Origin of the sequence: Geobacillus sp. CAMR5420 (assembly GCF_000691465.1) — a bacterium.
In the GTDB taxonomy this organism is placed as follows: domain Bacteria; phylum Bacillota; class Bacilli; order Bacillales; family Anoxybacillaceae; genus Geobacillus; species Geobacillus thermoleovorans.
On the sequence record NZ_JHUS01000052.1, the window covers coordinates 105078 to 121190 of the forward strand.

18 protein-coding genes are annotated in these 16113 nt (G+C 53.1%); 3 read left to right on the top strand and 15 right to left on the bottom strand.

The genetic code is table 11. From position 1 onward, the window contains the following. Nucleotides 1-41: 41 nt before the first annotated feature. On the bottom strand, nucleotides 42-923 hold the full coding sequence (locus DI44_RS04710; protein ID WP_021322330.1) for a YitT family protein: 882 nt from the start codon (nucleotides 921-923) through the stop codon (nucleotides 42-44). 95 nt (nucleotides 924-1018) lie between these two features. Here DI44_RS04710 and DI44_RS04705 point away from each other — a divergent pair, with 95 nt between their 5' ends. Continuing rightward, complete coding sequence (locus tag DI44_RS04705; RefSeq protein ID WP_011231953.1) at nucleotides 1019-1279, top strand: DUF2624 domain-containing protein; 261 nt, start codon at nucleotides 1019-1021, stop codon at nucleotides 1277-1279. A 20-nt stretch (nucleotides 1280-1299) separates the two neighbouring features. Here DI44_RS04705 and DI44_RS04700 read toward each other — a convergent pair whose 3' ends face one another. Together DI44_RS04700 and DI44_RS04695 are read right to left on the bottom strand one after the other, a co-directional pair. Continuing rightward, complete coding sequence (locus DI44_RS04700; protein WP_014196359.1) at nucleotides 1300-2199, bottom strand: deoxyribonuclease IV; 900 nt, start codon at nucleotides 2197-2199, stop codon at nucleotides 1300-1302. A 41-nt stretch (nucleotides 2200-2240) separates the two neighbouring features. Next, complete coding sequence (locus DI44_RS04695) at nucleotides 2241-3551, bottom strand: DEAD/DEAH box helicase (RefSeq protein WP_021322329.1); 1311 nt, start codon at nucleotides 3549-3551, stop codon at nucleotides 2241-2243. Nucleotides 3552-3948: 397 nt separating this feature from the next. Between DI44_RS04695 and vrrA the strand changes: the two genes are divergently transcribed. Continuing rightward, nucleotides 3949-4479, top strand: a complete 531-nt coding sequence (vrrA, locus tag DI44_RS04690; protein WP_011231956.1) for a VrrA/YqfQ family protein — start codon at nucleotides 3949-3951, stop codon at nucleotides 4477-4479. Nucleotides 4480-4600: 121 nt separating this feature from the next. Beyond that, complete coding sequence (locus tag DI44_RS04685; RefSeq protein WP_011231957.1) at nucleotides 4601-5551, top strand: 4-hydroxy-3-methylbut-2-enyl diphosphate reductase; 951 nt, start codon at nucleotides 4601-4603, stop codon at nucleotides 5549-5551. Nucleotides 5552-5632: 81 nt separating this feature from the next. On the opposite strand, the gene DI44_RS04680 is transcribed toward DI44_RS04685, so the two are convergent. From DI44_RS04680 to DI44_RS04630, 12 genes are all read right to left on the bottom strand, one after another. Next, nucleotides 5633-6754, bottom strand: a complete 1122-nt coding sequence (locus DI44_RS04680; protein ID WP_033025843.1) for a Nif3-like dinuclear metal center hexameric protein — start codon at nucleotides 6752-6754, stop codon at nucleotides 5633-5635. Continuing rightward, the gene (locus tag DI44_RS04675) at nucleotides 6751-7455 is read right to left on the bottom strand and encodes a tRNA (adenine(22)-N(1))-methyltransferase TrmK (RefSeq protein WP_033025845.1); all 705 of its coding nucleotides are present in this window, start codon (nucleotides 7453-7455) and stop codon (nucleotides 6751-6753) included. The genes DI44_RS04680 and DI44_RS04675 overlap by 4 nt, the downstream gene beginning before the upstream one ends. A gap of 144 nt (nucleotides 7456-7599) precedes the next feature. After that, a complete protein-coding gene (gene cccA / locus DI44_RS04670; RefSeq protein ID WP_011231960.1) occupies nucleotides 7600-7962 on the bottom strand; it encodes a cytochrome c550 in 363 nt (120 codons plus the stop codon). 108 nt (nucleotides 7963-8070) lie between these two features. Beyond that, nucleotides 8071-8586: a hypothetical protein gene (locus tag DI44_RS04665; RefSeq protein WP_033025847.1), complete on the bottom strand. Its 516-nt coding sequence runs from the start codon at nucleotides 8584-8586 to the stop codon at nucleotides 8071-8073. Nucleotides 8587-8659: 73 nt separating this feature from the next. Next, nucleotides 8660-9787 (bottom strand): RNA polymerase sigma factor RpoD, encoded by a 1128-nt coding sequence (gene rpoD, locus DI44_RS04660; protein WP_011231962.1) that lies wholly within the window; start codon nucleotides 9785-9787, stop codon nucleotides 8660-8662. 34 nt (nucleotides 9788-9821) lie between these two features. Further along, nucleotides 9822-11618 carry a DNA primase gene (dnaG, locus tag DI44_RS04655; RefSeq protein ID WP_033025848.1) on the bottom strand — a complete coding sequence of 599 codons (1797 nt, stop codon included), beginning with the start codon at nucleotides 11616-11618 and terminating at the stop codon, nucleotides 9822-9824. Nucleotides 11619-12150: 532 nt separating this feature from the next. Then, entirely contained in the window at nucleotides 12151-12951 is an 801-nt protein-coding gene (locus DI44_RS04650; RefSeq protein ID WP_014196367.1) for a pyruvate, water dikinase regulatory protein, read from the bottom strand. 22 nt (nucleotides 12952-12973) lie between these two features. After that, nucleotides 12974-13567, bottom strand: coding sequence for a helix-turn-helix transcriptional regulator (locus DI44_RS04645; RefSeq protein WP_011231965.1), 594 nt, complete (start codon nucleotides 13565-13567; stop codon nucleotides 12974-12976). A gap of 102 nt (nucleotides 13568-13669) precedes the next feature. After that, the gene (recO, locus tag DI44_RS04640; RefSeq protein ID WP_011231966.1) at nucleotides 13670-14458 is read right to left on the bottom strand and encodes a DNA repair protein RecO; all 789 of its coding nucleotides are present in this window, start codon (nucleotides 14456-14458) and stop codon (nucleotides 13670-13672) included. A gap of 31 nt (nucleotides 14459-14489) precedes the next feature. Then, nucleotides 14490-14633, bottom strand: coding sequence for a YqzL family protein (locus DI44_RS18230; RefSeq protein WP_011231967.1), 144 nt, complete (start codon nucleotides 14631-14633; stop codon nucleotides 14490-14492). Nucleotides 14634-14734: 101 nt separating this feature from the next. Further along, on the bottom strand, nucleotides 14735-15643 hold the full coding sequence (gene era / locus DI44_RS04635) for a GTPase Era (protein WP_011231968.1): 909 nt from the start codon (nucleotides 15641-15643) through the stop codon (nucleotides 14735-14737). After that, on the bottom strand, nucleotides 15636-16034 hold the full coding sequence (locus DI44_RS04630; RefSeq protein WP_021322326.1) for a cytidine deaminase: 399 nt from the start codon (nucleotides 16032-16034) through the stop codon (nucleotides 15636-15638). Before DI44_RS04630 ends, era begins: the two co-directional genes overlap by 8 nt. Nucleotides 16035-16113 lie beyond the last annotated feature (79 nt).

The window sequence follows — 16113 nt, forward strand, 5'->3', positions numbered from 1 at the left end:
TCACTATGCAAGTATACCCCACCATCCGCGTTTTGTAAACCTCAATGAATCGCTGATTTAAAGCGGGCGCCGCGCACTTCATGCGTCGGCATAATGGTGATGAACGCATCCGGGTCGATTTCATTGACGATCGATTTTAGTTTTGTCACTTCCAAGCGCGTGACGACTGCATAAATGATTTCCTTTTGCTCGTCCGTATATCCGCCTTTGCCGAGCAATTTCGTCGTCCCGCGGCCGAGCCGGTGCAAAATGGCGTCGGAAATTTCCTCATAATGATCGGTCACAATAAAGGCCGCCCGCGTCTCGTCAAGCCCTTCAATGACCGCATCGATCGTTTTTGAGGCGATGTAGTACGTCATCACCGAATACATGGCTGGCTCGAGGCCAAACACAAACGCCGCCCAGCCAAAAATAAAAACGTTGACAAACATGACAAACTCGCCGACCGAAAACGGGATTCTTTTCGTCATCAAAATCCCCAAAATTTCCGTCCCATCGAGCGATCCGCCATGACGGATGACCAATCCGACGCCAAGACCGAGCGACAACCCGCCAAAAACGGTGGCTAAAATCGGCTCGGTCGTCAGCGGGGAAAGATGGTGAAACAGCCGTTCGGTGACGCCGAGGATCACGACGCCTAAAATCGTTGACAGCATGAACGTTTTTCCGATTTGCTTGTAGCCGAAATACATGAACGGGGCGTTTAAGAGGATGACGAGCGTGGCGAAATTGAGCAGCCGCCATTCGTCCGGAGTCAAGTAGTCCAGAATCAGCGATATGCCAATGATGCCGCCGTCGATCATTTTGTTCGGAACGAGCAGCCGCTCGATGGCAAACGCCGCCAAAGAGGCGCCGATGGCGATCATCAACACCCGATACAACACATGGCCTAGCGGTTCTTTTTTATGCTGTTTTGACACCAAACTACCACCCTTTCCCTTTTTGTTTTTTCTATTATACCATACACGCCTTTTCCATTCACGTCATATGATGGAACAGAAGCAAGGAGGCGGCTGCGATGAACATTTACCAACAGCTTGTCAAGCAAAAATTAAAAACGATCACCCCGGAAGAACTCGTTGCGTACAGCCGAGAGTACGGCTTGCCCATCACGACAAGCCAAGCGAAACAAATTCTTCATCTCGCCCGGACGAACGACATTAACGTCTTTGACCCCGAGGAGCGGAAAAAATGGGTGCGAGAGTTAGCGAAAATCACCTCGCCGGACATCGCTCGAAAAGCGAACGAGCTATTTTTGAAATTCGTGCAAAAAAAATAAAAGGGCGCATAGCCCTTTTCTCATTCCGCCCCAGCGTTGATTTTTTCAAGCAACTGGTCATCGAACGACTGCGCCCGCAGCATGGCGATTTCGTGCTTGTACGGTGGTTTTTTGTTGTGTTTGTCCTCGCCCACGTATGGGGTTTCTAAAATTTTCGGAATATCCTCAAGCTGCGGGTGATGGACGATATAGTTGAGCGCAGCAAACCCGATATGGCCGAAACCGATGTTTTCATGGCGGTCTTTCCGGCTGCCGCGCGGGTTTTTGCTGTCGTTGATGTGCAGTACTTTCAGCCGCCCGAGACCGATGATCCGGTCAAACTCCTCAAGGACGCCGTCAAAATCGTTGACGATGTCATAGCCGGCGTCATGCGTATGGCATGTATCAAAGCAAACGGACAGCTTATCATTATAGGCGACGCCGTCGATAATGTACGCGAGCTCCTCAAACGTCCGCCCGCATTCCGACCCTTTGCCGGCCATCGTTTCTAGGGCGATTTGCACGTTCTGTTCGCGCGTCAACACTTCATTCAGTCCACGAATAATTTGGCGAAGTCCGGCTTCCACCCCTGCGCCGACGTGAGCGCCTGGATGGAGCACAAGCTGTTTGGCTCCAATGGCTTCCGTCCGCTCGATTTCCGCGCGCAAAAAGTCGACGCCCAGCGAAAACGTATCGAGATTGGTCGTATTGCCGATATTGATGATATACGGGGCGTGGACGACAATCTCTTCGATGCCGTGCGCTTGCATATGCTGGCGCCCGGCTTCGATGTTGAGCTCTTCAATCGACTTGCGCTTTGTGTTTTGCGGCGCCCCGGTGTAAATCATAAACGTGTTCGCTCCGTAGGAGGCCGCTTCCTCGCTGGCGGCCAGCAGCATTTTCTTTCCGCTCATGGAAACATGTGAACCGATTTTTAACATGTTCTTCTCTCCCTTTTCTTTGCGTTAAAGGCGGACGGCGATTATGATTTTTTGAAGCGGCCAAGCCGCTTTTTCTTCTTCTCCAGCTCCGCGCGCAACTTTTTTTTGTAGCCCGGCTTCACCTGCTTCGTTTTTTTCAGTTTGGCGAAAAGCAGCGCCAGTTCGTCATCTTTTTCGCCCGCCCGCTTGCTCCGCCGGTTCCACGGCGGCAGCTCCTTCCATTCGCCGCGCACGAGATCACGGTGGACAAACGAAATTCCCATTTTTTCCAACCAGGCAATCGCATCTTGGTCAGACGGCTCGTAAATCGTCGCCGCAATGCCGCTATAGCCAGCGCGCGCCGTCCGTCCGGCCCGGTGAATATAAAACTGCAGATCATCAGGCAACTCGTAGTTGATGACATGACTGACGCCTTCAATATCGATGCCGCGCGCCGCCAAATCGGTCGCGACGACATATTGAAACTCCAAATCGCGGATAAGATTCATCATCTTTCTCCGCTCGCGCGGCGTCAAATCGCCGTGCAGCACGCCGACTTTCAACCCTTGCTCAGCGAGACGGTCGGCGACCTCGTCAGCCATTTTCCTTGTGTTGACAAATACGATGGCCAAATACGGGTTGTAGCTGAGGAGCACATCACGGAGCAGTTTTGTTTTCTCGCGTCCACGCAGCGGGATGAGCACATGTTCGATGTTTTGGTTCGCCGTCCGCTTCGGGTCGACGTGGACAAAGGTCGGGTTTTCCATATATTTTTTCAAAAACGGCTTCAGCTTTTCCGGAATCGTCGCTGAAAAGACGAGCATTTGCAAGTCTTTCGGCATCCGGGCGGCGATTTGGTCGACATCAGTGATAAAGCCCATATCGAGCATCAAGTCAGCTTCATCGACGACAAGGATGTGGGCCGTATGCACATCAAGCGCCTGCTCGCGAATGAAATCGTTGATGCGCCCCGGCGTGCCGATGACAATATGCGGCTGCACGTTGAGCTTTTCGAGCGCTTTTTGCTTATCCGTCCCGCCGATCAAGCAACGGGCGACGATCATCCGATCTTTCGGGCAAAACTTCGTAATTTTCAGCGTTTCGTGATAAATTTGCGTCGCTAACTCGCGCGTCGGCGCCGTGATGACGGCTTGCACTTCGGCGCGTTCCGGCTTGATTTTTTCAATGATCGGCAATAAGTACGCATGTGTTTTTCCCGTTCCGGTTTGCGATTGGCCGACCATGCTTTCGCCGCGCAGCGCCCCCGGAATGATGCGCTCTTGAATTTCCGTCGGTTTATAAAAACGAAGCGTCTCGATCGCTTCGATGATAAACGGCTGAAATGAAAAACGAGTGAACTGCGTTTCTGTCATCAAGCACCACTCCCTTCTATGAAATAAATGCAACTGGAAGGTTTCCCATCTCGTTGGCCCAAAAGCGTGCCGTCTATTTTTCCGACTGTCGGCGGCAAGCTTTGACGCGACGGAAGACGGAACAACCAACCGTTTCACAAATCCATGCATCGGTCTGGAAGCGGTATGGTTCGATCACCCGACAGTCGATCAAATACTGGCTGGCTCCATAAAAAAGCGTAAACGTGAACATTTTAAATGGCATATGGGCACCGCTTCGTCCGCTTCATCATTATAGCGAATCGCTGCCCCCTGCCGCAACTAAAGACGATCCTGCAACAAACCTTTCCCGCCTTGCCCGCATATTGTAGAAAGGAGGACATTCGTTCATCCGCACGACCGAAAGGAGGAAGCTGCTATGAGATACAGTCGGCCCCCGATGATGCCTTCTCCGTTTGCCGGAAGGCCGCCATCCCCGTTCGCCCGCATGCCGGCGCCGCCTTTTGGCCCCAGCGGCCCCGGCGGCTTCTTGGCCCGCTTGTTTTCGCGCGGGCAGCCGCCGGCTGCTGCATCGTCTCCGTGGGGGCTGCCGTTGCTGTCCAACGCCGCTAACACCGCCGCATCCAACACGGGCGGCGGCTTGGTTGGCATGTTAAACAACGTGCAAAAAATGCTTGGCATCGCACAAAACGTCATGCCGATGGTGCAACAGTATGGACCGCTCATCCGCAATCTTCCGGCGATGATCCGCATTTTCCGCGAGTTGAAACCGGCCGATGAAGGGGAAGGCGAAACAACGTCGGAAAGCGCACCGGCCAACGAAACGAAACAAAAGCCGGCCGCCAAGGCGCCAAAAAAACGCTCCGTTCCGCAGGCAAAGCGCGAAGAGCCGCAAGAAAAAGAAGCACCGGCCGCCCCGAAGCCTTCCAAGCCGAAACTGTATATCTAGTTTCTTTCCCCGCCCTAGCGCACCCGCTGTTTAGGGCGGTTATTCTTTGTCTTCTCCCCGGTGCTCCGATATAATGGAAGGTGAACAACCGCCGCACAACCGGCGGCAGGGAGGGAATATGATGGAAGTGATTAAAATTACCCCGCGCGGGTATTGCTACGGGGTGGTCGATGCAATGGTCATCGCCCGCAACGCGGCGTTGGACCCATCTTTGCCGCGTCCGATTTACATTCTCGGCATGATCGTCCATAATAAGCACGTCACGGACGCGTTTGCCGAAGAAGGCATCATCACGCTCGATGGAGAAAATCGTTTGGAAATTTTGGAAAAAATCGACCAGGGCACCGTCATTTTCACCGCCCACGGCGTCTCACCGGAAGTAAAAAAACGAGCGCTCGAAAAGGGACTTGTCACGATTGATGCGACATGCCCCGATGTGACAAAAACGCATCGGCTCATCGAACAAAAGCTCGCCGATGGCTACGATATCATCTATATCGGCAAAAAAGGACATCCGGAACCGGAAGGAGCGGTCGGCATCAATCCGGAAAGAATCCATCTTGTGGAAACCATTGATGATGTCGAACGGCTGTCCATTCACAATGAGCGCATCATGGTGACGAACCAAACGACGATGAGCCAATGGGACGTCGCCGACATCATGGCGAAAGTGAAAGAAAAATACCCGCACGTGGAAATGCATAAAGAAATTTGCCTGGCCACCCAGCTTCGACAAGAGGCGGTCGCTGAGCAGGCGAAGGAAGCCGATGTGACGATCGTCGTCGGCGACCCGCGCAGCAACAACTCGAACCGCCTCGCCCAAGTATCGGAAGAGATCGCCGGCACGAAGGCGTATCGCGTCGCTGATGTGACGGAAATCGACATCAACTGGATTAAAGATGCGAAAAAAGTCGCTGTCACCGCCGGCGCTTCCACCCCGACGCCGATTACGAAAGAAGTGATCGACTTTTTGGAGCAGTTTGACCCGAACGACCCATCGACATGGAAGAGGGAACGGAAAGTGCCGCTGCAAAAAATCTTGCCGAAAGTGAAAACAAAGAAAGAAGAGTGACGGTTGTTTCATCCATAAAGAGAGGCTGTCTTGGACAAACGGTTGAACCGCTCATCCAGGACAGCCTTTTTCGTTGGCCGTTCATACGAACTGAAACGGATCAGTATGGACGCTGGAAGCAACCACTTCTGCCTCCCATTGACGTTTCGAGAGCTCAGTGATTAAGTATCGGGCTACGCCTTCTTTCATGATTTTTTCTACATTATGTCCCGGATCAATGATGTGAAGGCCGAGCGCTTGGGCGTCATGGGCGGTGTGGTAATACACATCCCCTGTCACGTATACGTCCGCCCCGGCCGATGCGGCGGCAGCGACAAACTTATTCCCATCCCCGCCAATCACCGCGACCGTTTGCACGAGATCATCCAGCCGGCCAACGACGCGCACCGCCGGAACGGAAAACGCCGTTTTCACCTGCTCGGCAAAAGCGCCAAGCGTCACCGGCTGCGGCAGCCGGCCAATGCGCCCGAGCCCGAAGCGGCGGCCTTCATTGTCAAGCGGATAGATATCATAGGCCACTTCCTCATACGGATGAACAGCCAGCATCGCCTGAATCGCTTCCCGTTCAAGAGAGGCCGGCACGATCGTTTCGATGCGCACTTCCTCAACTTCCTCGAGCCGCCCTTGCTCGCCGATGAACGGCCGCGCCCCTTCGTGCGGCAAAAACGTGCCGACGCCGCGGCTGTTGAACGTGCAATGGCTGTAGCGGCCGATATGCCCGGCGCCGGCATCGCCTAAGGCCTTCCGCACCACCTCAGCATGCGTCACCGGCACATAAACAACGAGCTTTTTCAACGGTTCGGTATACGTCGGCACAAGCACAGCCGTATCGTTTAAGCCGAGCGCCTCGGCAAGCCAATCGTTCAGACCGCCATCGGCCACATCCAAATTCGTATGGGCGGCGTACACCGCAATGTCATGCTTGATGCACGCGGCGATCATCCGCCCGTGCCCATCATCAGTCAGCAATTGCTTCAGCGGGCGGTACAGCGGCGGGTGGTGGGCGATGATTAAATCCACTTGCTGATCGATCGCTTCGACAACGACATCTTCGAGCACATCAAGAGCGATCATCACTTTTTTGACCGGCTTGTTTAGCGTCCCGATTTGCAGACCGATCCGATCCCCTTCCATCGCCAACTGTTTCGGAGCAAGCTGCTCAAGAAGCTGAATGATTTCATAGCCGTACGGAACGCGGCTCATAACAACGCCTCCTCCACCAATTGAACTTTTCTCTCCAGTTCACGCTTTTTCCGCTCAGCCGCTTCACTTTGCCCTTTGGCCGTCAAATCAGCGATGATCCGTTTCCAATTTTCAATCTCGCGCTTCCACTTTTCGCGGAACACCTCGCTGTTTTCCCGGCGCAAAAACGGTCCAAGGAGCAGCTCCGCCTCAAGATGTCGGTAAGGCCGTCGGGGGGCGCCAGGCTCGGCGACGAGTACTTCATAAATTTGCCCATCTTCTTTCAAAATGCGCTCAGCCACGAGCTCCCACCCATGATCAAGAAGCCAACGGCGAACAAGTTCCGCACCGATGTTCGGTTGCAAAATGAGCCGTTTGACACCGGCAAGCTTTTCCTTTCCGTCGCCCAAAATGCGGGCGATAAGCGCCCCACCCATGCCGGCGATCGTGATGCAGTCCGCCTCCCCCGAGGCAAGGACCGAAAGCCCATCCCCTTTGCGCACGGAAATGAGATGAGAAAGCCCGGACTTCTCGACTTGCTGCTGCGCTAGGCGGAACGGTCCGTCCGCCACCTCGCCGGCAATGGCTTTTGATGCGCAGCCGTGCAAGCAGGCATAGCAAGGCAAATACGCATGATCCGACCCGATGTCAGCAAGCACCGCCCCTTTTGGAATGAATGAGGCGACCGTTTCCAGCCGTTTCGACAGGCGAAATTCGTTCATAGCACCGCAATGGCAACCAACCTTCCGCCACCTGCAGCGCGAAGGCGGTTCGCCTTCCCCTCCTTTCCTCTCCAACACCGCGCGCCTCTATTGTACTAAACAAAACATCCCCTTGCCAAAAAGCAAAGGGATGTTCACCATCCATTATTTTAAACCGGCGAGCCATTTCGCCATGGCATCGGCTTTATCCGCCGGCACAAGCCCTGGCGGCATGTTGCCGCGCCCGTGTTGGATGACGTCTTTAATTTGGTCCATCGACAGCCGTTGCCCGACCCCTTTCAACGATGGACCGACGCCGCCTTCATAGTTTTGGCCGTGACAGCCAGAACACGTTTGTTGGTAAAACTGTTCTGGGTTGAATTCGGCCGTTTGTTCCGTTTTTTCGCCGCCTTTTTTCTCTTTGGCCATTTCCTTCGCATCGCCTAGCCCTTTAAACGACAAGACGAACGTCAGCACAATCCCGAATGCCATGATGATGAAAAACGGGATGAGCGGATTGCGGTTCATCTCTTTTACCTCCCTTATGTATAATGAAGAACGCTGCAAACAATTTTATTTTACTGTAAATAATGGACAAGGAAAAGCCCTAAGTTGCCGAAAAGGCAACAACACGCCTCAGCGCCACCAGATGGCGGCGGTTACAAGCAACGCCCCGCTGACAGCGGCGAGCGAAAAGTAGCGAAGGTGAAGCAGGCGGCCGACAACAAACCAGAGAACACAGTTTCCGAGCACGACAGCTACTAGCGCACCCGTTTGCCTGGGAAAATACCGATCAACCTCAAGAATGGATGCCATAAGCAAAATCCAGGCGCTTCCGATGAGCGGAAAGTGAAGGAGCTCTCGCTTGTTCCGCCACCGCCAACAAAAGAACAAGCAGGCAGCCAAAAATAGGGCGAAAAGGAGCGTTTGCAAAACGAATGACAATTCAGTAAAATAAATGACAAGAGCAGCGGCTGGAAGCAATAAACAGAGACCAGCGGCGAGCGCGCTGCGCCACCGTCGTCCGTGCGAACGGGCGTCTCCTTCCGTGTACAACGCGAGCAAATAGTCGCAATAATGTTCCGGCAGAAGGCGCGAACGTTTCCAATATTCGATTTCTTGGATGATCGTTTCCCGTCGTTGCCGATTCATAGATAGACCACCTTTCCCATAAAGAAAGAAAAAATAGTTTACTTCCGAAGAAGTAAACTATCGAACAAAACGGTCACTCTAAAAAGTCTTTCAGCCGTTTGCTGCGGCTTGGATGGCGCAGCTTGCGCAACGCTTTGGCTTCAATTTGACGGATGCGTTCGCGCGTCACGCCGAACACTTTGCCGACTTCTTCGAGCGTCCGCGTCCGTCCGTCGTCAAGCCCGAAGCGGAGACGCAGCACATTTTCCTCGCGATCCGTCAGCGTATCAAGCACATCTTCGAGCTGCTCTTTCAACAGCTCGTAAGCAGCGTGCTCGGATGGCGATGTCGCGTCTTGGTCTTCGATGAAATCGCCAAGATGCGAGTCATCTTCCTCGCCGATCGGCGTCTCGAGCGACACCGGTTCTTGGGCGATTTTCAAAATTTCCCGCACTTTTTCCGGTGTCAAATCCATTTCCTCGGCGATTTCTTCCGGCGTTGGTTCGCGCCCGAGGTCTTGGAGCAATTGCCGTTGGACGCGGATCAGTTTATTGATCGTTTCGACCATATGAACCGGGATGCGGATCGTCCGCGCCTGATCGGCGATCGCCCTTGTGATGGCTTGGCGGATCCACCAGGTCGCGTACGTGCTGAACTTGTAGCCTTTCCGATAGTCAAACTTTTCGACCGCCTTGATCAGCCCCATGTTCCCTTCTTGAATCAAATCAAGAAAGAGCATGCCGCGGCCGACATACCGTTTGGCGATGCTGACGACGAGGCGGAGGTTCGCTTCCGTCAGCCGGCGTTTCGCTTCTTCATCGCCTTGCTCGATCCGTTTCGCCAGCTCGATTTCTTCTTCCGCCGACAACAGCGGCACGCGGCCGATCTCCTTCAAGTACATGCGCACCGGGTCATTGATTTTGACGCCGGGAGGAACGGACAAGTCATTTAAGTCGAATTCTTCCTCTTTGGCCAAGTCGTCGATGTCCGGATCGGCTTCAAGGTCGGATTCGCTGATCACTTCAATGCCCTGCTCAGCGAGGTATTCATAATACTCATCCATCTGGTCGGAGTCCAAATCAAAGCCAGACAACCGCTCAGCGATTTCCTCATAGGTGAGGATCCCCCGCTTTTTGCCGAGCTCAGCGAGTTGCTCTTTCACTTGTTCAAGCGATTCGCCGGCAGCTTCAGCCTGCTTTGATTGGGCTGGTTTTTCAGCCATTTCATTACCTCCTTTAAAAACTCATACCACCATGTTATGAAGAAGATAACATTTTTTTCATCTCAATCATCTCTTTCGCGATGCGGGCGGCCGTCAAAAAGTCTTTTCTTCGCTCCGCTTCCGTCTTTTCTTGCTCTTTTTCCTTTAGCATTAACCATTTCGGGTGATTCAACACATGCCGGATGCAATCGGCAAGCTCCCGATCGGAAACGTCGTCTGCGACCAACAAAAGCGACAGCTCGCTCGCCAGCGTCCGCAACTCGCCGGGAAGCCGAGACATGAGCGCGCTGGGGTCGGCTTCATGCCCCTCTTCGTAAAAGGCGTAAATGTAAGCAGCCAACGCCCGATGCTCTTCGATATTAAATCGGCCGCCGACCTGCTCCTGAACGATGAACGCCACATCGCGGCTCCGCATCATATGGGCAAGCAGCAACCGCTCGGCATTTTGAAAGGCCGGAAGCAATTTTTTCGTCAATGCCGGCCGGACCGGTTTTCCGCCGTCATTCACCTGCGGCTTTGGCTGTTCCGGCTTGGAGCGGGACAACTGTTCGTAAAGCGCGGAGAGCGACAACGAAAACTCATCCGCAAGCTGGCGCATATAATAATCTTTTTCCACCGGGCTCGACAGCTTGCTGATTTCTCGGAGCGCTTCCTCGATATAACGGAGCCGGTCGCCTTCTTCCTGCAAATTTTTTCCCCGCCGCAAACGATCCATTTTAAACGCCATGAGCGGCCGGGCGGCGGCGATCTCTTCGGCAAAACGGTCGGCGCCGCAAGTGCGTATATATTCATCTGGATCCAGCCCGTCCGGGAGCAACGCTACCTTCACGCGGCACCCGAACGCGCTCAATTGTTCGGCGGCGCGCCAGGCGGCTTCCGTTCCGGCGCTGTCGCCGTCATAGCAAATCGTGACCGTTTCCGCATGGCGGCGCAAAATGCGTGCCTGCTCCTCGGTCAGCGACGTTCCCATCGTTGCCACCACATAGTCAACGCCGGCCTGCACGGCAGAGATGACATCGGCAAATCCTTCAACGAGCAGCGCCTCTTGACGCTTGCGGATTGACATGCGCGCCTCGTGAAAAAAATACAAAAGCGTGCCTTTGCGGAAAATCGGCGTTTCTGGGCTGTTCATGTACTTTGGTTGCCCGTCGCCGAGCAGACGGCCGGAAAAACCAACCGTCTCGCCGCGATGATCATGGATCGGAAACATAATCCGATTCCGGAAGCGGTCGACGTATCGCCCGTCTTCTTTTTTCACCAACAAGCCCGCCTTTTCCATCAACACCAACGGAAACGAACGGCTCTCCAGCAACCTGACGGCGGCATCAGGAACATCCGGCGCATAGCCGATTTCAAATCGGTCGATCGTTTCTTTTGTCCACCCGCGCACCTGCAAATAATCGAGCGCGGCTTGTCCTTCTTTTGTATGGACAAGCAAATGATGGTAAAATCGTTTCAACAACGTGTGTGCTTCGACCATCGCCTTCGCCTCGTCGGCCCGGCTGCCATCACTCCCGCGGCTGTCCAGCTCATAGGCGGACAAGTCGATCCCTGCTTTGGCCGCAAGACGTTTCGCCGCTTCCACAAACGGAATGCCTTCGATATCCATTAAAAACGTAAAGGCATTCCCCCCTGCCCCGCAGCCGAAGCAGTGGAAAATTTGCTTTTCTGGGGAAACGGAAAACGATGGCGTCTTTTCTCCATGAAACGGGCATAAGCCAAAATAGTTGCGGCCTTGCTTTTTCAACTGGACGTATTCGCCAATGACGTCAACGATGTCAACGCCGCGGCGGATGGCTTCAATCGTTTCCTCGGGAATGCGATGTCCCATACGAACAACCCCGTATCGTATTTATTCTCGGCAGCAAGCCGATTTTCCTTTCCATTTCGACAAATTTTTTCAAAACGTTCGTTTCGCCCCCTTGCCCGTAAAGTCGGCTGGCTTGATCATCCGCTTCCCGCCCCTCAGCCCGCCGTCTGGACAAAGATTCATCAGAGCGGTGCATCTCGAAGATGCGCTTCGGTATATTATATTTCAGCAAGAAAAAGAAAATTTCACTTTTTTCTTGATGATCTTATGCAGCAGATGACCGCGCTCTCAAAGCAAGGGTTGCTTTACACCCCCTATTATTCTACACCATCGCAAAAAAATCCTGCTTTTTTGCCGAATGATTGACAACTTTGTCGAAAATCTTTTTTTCGTTCTTCTTGACAAGCGGCTATAAATAGTTTACTCGTCTCATGGCCGCTCTAAACCTATATAGGTCATTTTTCTCGCAATTTTTTATTATAATATAAATCGCGGCAATATGCCATAAGAAAACGCACGACTCCAATCAAGAAATCGTGCGGATGAGGCGAAGCTAGCGCTTCAACTTTTTCATAATGATGCTCGCCGTCTCTTCGACCGCCTTGTTCGTCACATCGATGACGTCGCAGCCGATTTTTTTCACGACTTCATCAAAATAAGCGAGCTCCTCTTTGATTCGATCCATATTGGCGTAAATCGCCTGGTCGTTCAGGCCGAGCGATTTCAGCCGCTCGCGGCGGATCGAAAGCAGTTTATCCGGACTGATTTTCAAGCCGAAGCATTTCCCCGGACCGACTCGAAACAGCTGCTCCGGCGGCTCGACCTCTGGAACGATCGGCACATTCGCCACTTTCAGCCGCTTATGCGCCAAATATTGCGACAGCGGTGTTTTCGATGTGCGCGATACGCCGATGAGCACGATATCGGCGCGCAAAATGCCGCGCGGGTCGCGCCCGTCATCGTATTTGACGGCAAATTCGATCGCTTCAATCTTTTTGAAGTAATCTTCGTCAAGTACGCGCACTTGACCCGGCTCATATCTTGGCGTCAGCTGGAACAAATTGCTCATCTTTTCAATGAGCGGACCGATGATATCGTATGCGACGACCCCTTCGCGCGCCGCTTCGGCGAGCAAGAATTCCCGCATCTCCGGAACGACGAGCGTAAACGCGATAATGGCGCGGTTCATTTTCGCTAAAGCGACGACTTCAGCCAATGTCGTTTTATCTTCCACATACGGGACGCGTTTCACTTGAATCGGCGAGGCGTGAAACTGGCTGGCCGCCGCTTTGACGACAAGCTCGGCCGTTTCCCCGCCGGAATCGGATACGACGTAAACAAGGCGCTGGTTCATTCTTCTCCTCCTTTGTTTGGATTTAGTCCTCTTTGGCTAGCGACACGAATGCTTTCGTTATATTCGTTTTCGTAATACGGCCGATCACTTCATATCCTTTCTCCGTTTTGCGCACGACCGGCATGGCATCGATCTGTTTTTCAATCAGCTGTTCAGCCACGTCAATGAGCGGGTCGTCCTTGTAGCAAACGGCGATGTTCGGCATCCGCGTCATAATAATATTGACCGGGATCGCCGTCAGTTCCTGCTTGCCGAGGCTTGCGCGCAACAAATCTTTGCGCGACAAAACGCCCGCAAGCAACGACTCGTCATCGACGACAAACAGCGTGCCGACGTCCTCTAGAAACATTGTGACGATCGCATCATAGACGCTCACATTCTCATTGACGACAACCGGAATCGATTGGTAATCCTCGACTTTCATCTTTTTCATTTTATCGGCGAACAGCTGCTTGCCGGTTTTTCCCGTATAGAAATAGCCGACGCGCGGCCGTGCTTCCAAGTAGCCAGCCATCGTCAAGATGGCCAAATCCGGCCGCAGCGTCGCCCTCGTTAAGTTCAGTTTCTCAGCGATGCTTTCTCCGGTGATCGGCCCGTAGTCTTTCACAATTTGCAAAATCTGCTCTTGGCGTTTATTTAGTTCGATCGTCGTTCACCACCTTGCCAAAAAAGGTCCCACACGCTATCACTCTCATTTATATTATACTACACGCCCCATTCACAATGAAAATGATGCTCCTTGCCCTCCGTCGGGGCTGAGCTTGTCTTTCAGTTCACCGATTTGCTGCAAAAAACGCTTCGTCTTCAGCGACAGGCCGGCATATTCATCATAATAGGCGGACAATACGGCGCCCAGCTCCATCTTTGTGCTTTCTTTCACCGATATGGATCCAAGCCGAGCAAGATCGATATGAAAAAAGAGGCGCAACAGCCGGACGGAAGCCGAAGAGAGCGGGAACCGATGGGGATCGGACGCCTCGCAGCGATGGCAAAGGAAGCCCGCCTCCTTGACGGAAAACGAGAAGCGCCCCTCCGTCGCCCCGCAGCGGGCACAACGGTCCAGCACCGGCGGAATGCCAAGCACTGCAAGCATTTTCATTTCGTAAATGAACGTCAAAATCTCTAAATCGCGGCCTTCGCTCATATATTGTAGTGTCTGCAAAAGAAGCTCAAACAAGTACGGATTGCGCTTTTGCTCTTCCGTGCTTTTGTCGGTGAGCTCTACAATATACACCGCATAGGCGGCGGCAAACAAATCTTCGCGCAGCGCCCGCATCGAGTCGATGAGCTCTCCCTGGTGAAGAACGCCGACGCCGCGGCTGCGGCGGATGACATAATGGCCATATGAGAGCGGCTGCGTAACAGCAGAAAGGCGGCTGCTTGGCTTTTTCGCTCCCCTTGCCATCGCAGCCACCTTTCCCCATTCTCGGGTAAACAATGTGACAATTTTATTTGTTTCGCCATAATCGACCGTCCGCATGACGATCGCTTCACACGTTTCGAACATCCCATCACCACCGCTTCTACCAACAACGATGCTACGAGATCGGCTGGTCGATTTCTTTCTGTTCAGCGTTTTGCTCTTCACCGCCAAACTGTTGCTCTCGTTCCAACTCTTTAAATAGGAGGTACGTGTCGATATTGCCTGTTTGGCTAAACAACTTCCACGTAAACTCAAGCATGGAATGACACCTCTTTCCGCCTGCAGGCATTGCGTATTGGTGGTTTACCTATAGGTTGGCTCAGGCAAAAACGGTTTATGTCGCGTAAAATTTTCTAACCGTCAATACTCGTCTTCACGGAACCCGAAATCACGCAGCTGCGAAAGGCGGTTGCGCCAGTCTTTTTGCACTTTGACCCACAGTTCCAAAAACACTCTTGACCCAAGCAGCGCTTCGATGTCAGCGCGCGCCCGCTGTCCGATTTCCTTCAGCATCCGGCCTTGCTTGCCGATGATGATTCCTTTTTGCGAATCGCGCTCCACAACGATCACCGCGCTAATATACACCGTTGGCGACCCTTCTCGCCGCTCGATGCGTTCGACGACGACAGCAATCGAGTGCGGAACTTCCTCGCGCGTTAAGTGAAGCGCTTTCTCGCGAATGAGCTCGGCGATGATAAACTGCTCCGGATGGTCAGTAATCTGGTCCGGCGGATAATATTGCGGCCCTTCCGGCAGCCGCTCTTTAATTTGCTCAAGCAGGCGGTCGACATTGTTCCCTTCAAGCGCCGAAATCGGCACGATTTCAGCAAACGGGTACAAATCTTTGTATCGGTCAATGAGCGGCAGCAATTCATCCGGATGGACGCGGTCGATCTTATTGATGACTAAAAACACCGGGGTGTCCACTTCTTTCAGCCGTTCGATGATGAACGCCTCACCGCGCCCAAATCCTTCCTCGGCATTGACCATAAACAAAATCAAATCCACTTCGCGAAGCGCATTGAGCGCCACTTTCATCATAAAGTCGCCGAGCTTATGCTTCGGTTTGTGCACCCCAGGCGTGTCGATAAAGATGATTTGCGCGTCATCGTCCGTGTACACGCCTTGAATCTTATTGCGCGTCGTTTGCGGTTTATCGCTCATAATCGCGATTTTTTGCCCGATGACGCGGTTTAAAAACGTCGACTTTCCTACGTTTGGTCTTCCGATAATGGCAACAAATCCTGATTTGTATCCTTCTTTACGCATGCAAATCCTCCGCTGAAAAAGCTTCTGGCAGCAATTCGCTGACTGTCATGACTTTCACATCGCCTTTGAGGTTGGCTAAAATGACTTTCATATCGCCGTGGCAAAGTTCGGCGATCACTTGGCGGCATGCGCCGCACGGCGGCACCGGGCGGGGAGTGTCGGCGATGACCGCAAGAGCAGTGAACTCCTTCTCCCCTTCCGAATATGCCTTAAACAACGCGGTCCGCTCCGCACAATTGCACACGCTGTAGGCGGCGTTTTCAATGTTGCAGCCGCGGTACACACTGCCGCCTTTCGTCAACAGCGCGGCGCCGACTGGAAACTTCGAGTACGGCACGTAGGCGAGTTCGCGCGCTTTTTTCGCTTCGACAATGAGCTGCTCAATCTCCACGAGTTGACTCTTCCTTTCCTGCAAGCAAACGCTGCTTTCTTTTATTTTACAAAAAAACGCCATCCATTTCATCATTTGA

Excerpts from the sequence above, each read along its gene's own strand:
- DI44_RS04705 (WP_011231953.1), top strand. The coding sequence starts at position 1,019 with ATGAACATTTACCAACAGCTTGTCAAGCAAAAATTAAAAACGATCACC.
- DI44_RS04700 (WP_014196359.1), bottom strand. The coding sequence starts at position 2,199 with ATGTTAAAAATCGGTTCACATGTTTCCATGAGCGGAAAGAAAATGCTG.
- DI44_RS04695 (WP_021322329.1), bottom strand. The coding sequence starts at position 3,551 with ATGACAGAAACGCAGTTCACTCGTTTTTCATTTCAGCCGTTTATCATC.
- vrrA (WP_011231956.1), top strand. The coding sequence starts at position 3,949 with ATGAGATACAGTCGGCCCCCGATGATGCCTTCTCCGTTTGCCGGAAGG.
- DI44_RS04685 (WP_011231957.1), top strand. The coding sequence starts at position 4,601 with ATGGAAGTGATTAAAATTACCCCGCGCGGGTATTGCTACGGGGTGGTC.
- DI44_RS04680 (WP_033025843.1), bottom strand. The coding sequence starts at position 6,754 with ATGAGCCGCGTTCCGTACGGCTATGAAATCATTCAGCTTCTTGAGCAG.
- DI44_RS04675 (WP_033025845.1), bottom strand. The coding sequence starts at position 7,455 with ATGAACGAATTTCGCCTGTCGAAACGGCTGGAAACGGTCGCCTCATTC.
- cccA (WP_011231960.1), bottom strand. The coding sequence starts at position 7,962 with ATGAACCGCAATCCGCTCATCCCGTTTTTCATCATCATGGCATTCGGG.
- DI44_RS04665 (WP_033025847.1), bottom strand. The coding sequence starts at position 8,586 with ATGAATCGGCAACGACGGGAAACGATCATCCAAGAAATCGAATATTGG.
- rpoD (WP_011231962.1), bottom strand. The coding sequence starts at position 9,787 with ATGGCTGAAAAACCAGCCCAATCAAAGCAGGCTGAAGCTGCCGGCGAA.
- dnaG (WP_033025848.1), bottom strand. The coding sequence starts at position 11,618 with ATGGGACATCGCATTCCCGAGGAAACGATTGAAGCCATCCGCCGCGGC.
- DI44_RS04650 (WP_014196367.1), bottom strand. The coding sequence starts at position 12,951 with ATGAACCAGCGCCTTGTTTACGTCGTATCCGATTCCGGCGGGGAAACG.
- recO (WP_011231966.1), bottom strand. The coding sequence starts at position 14,458 with ATGTTCGAAACGTGTGAAGCGATCGTCATGCGGACGGTCGATTATGGC.
- DI44_RS18230 (WP_011231967.1), bottom strand. The coding sequence starts at position 14,633 with ATGCTTGAGTTTACGTGGAAGTTGTTTAGCCAAACAGGCAATATCGAC.
- era (WP_011231968.1), bottom strand. The coding sequence starts at position 15,643 with ATGCGTAAAGAAGGATACAAATCAGGATTTGTTGCCATTATCGGAAGA.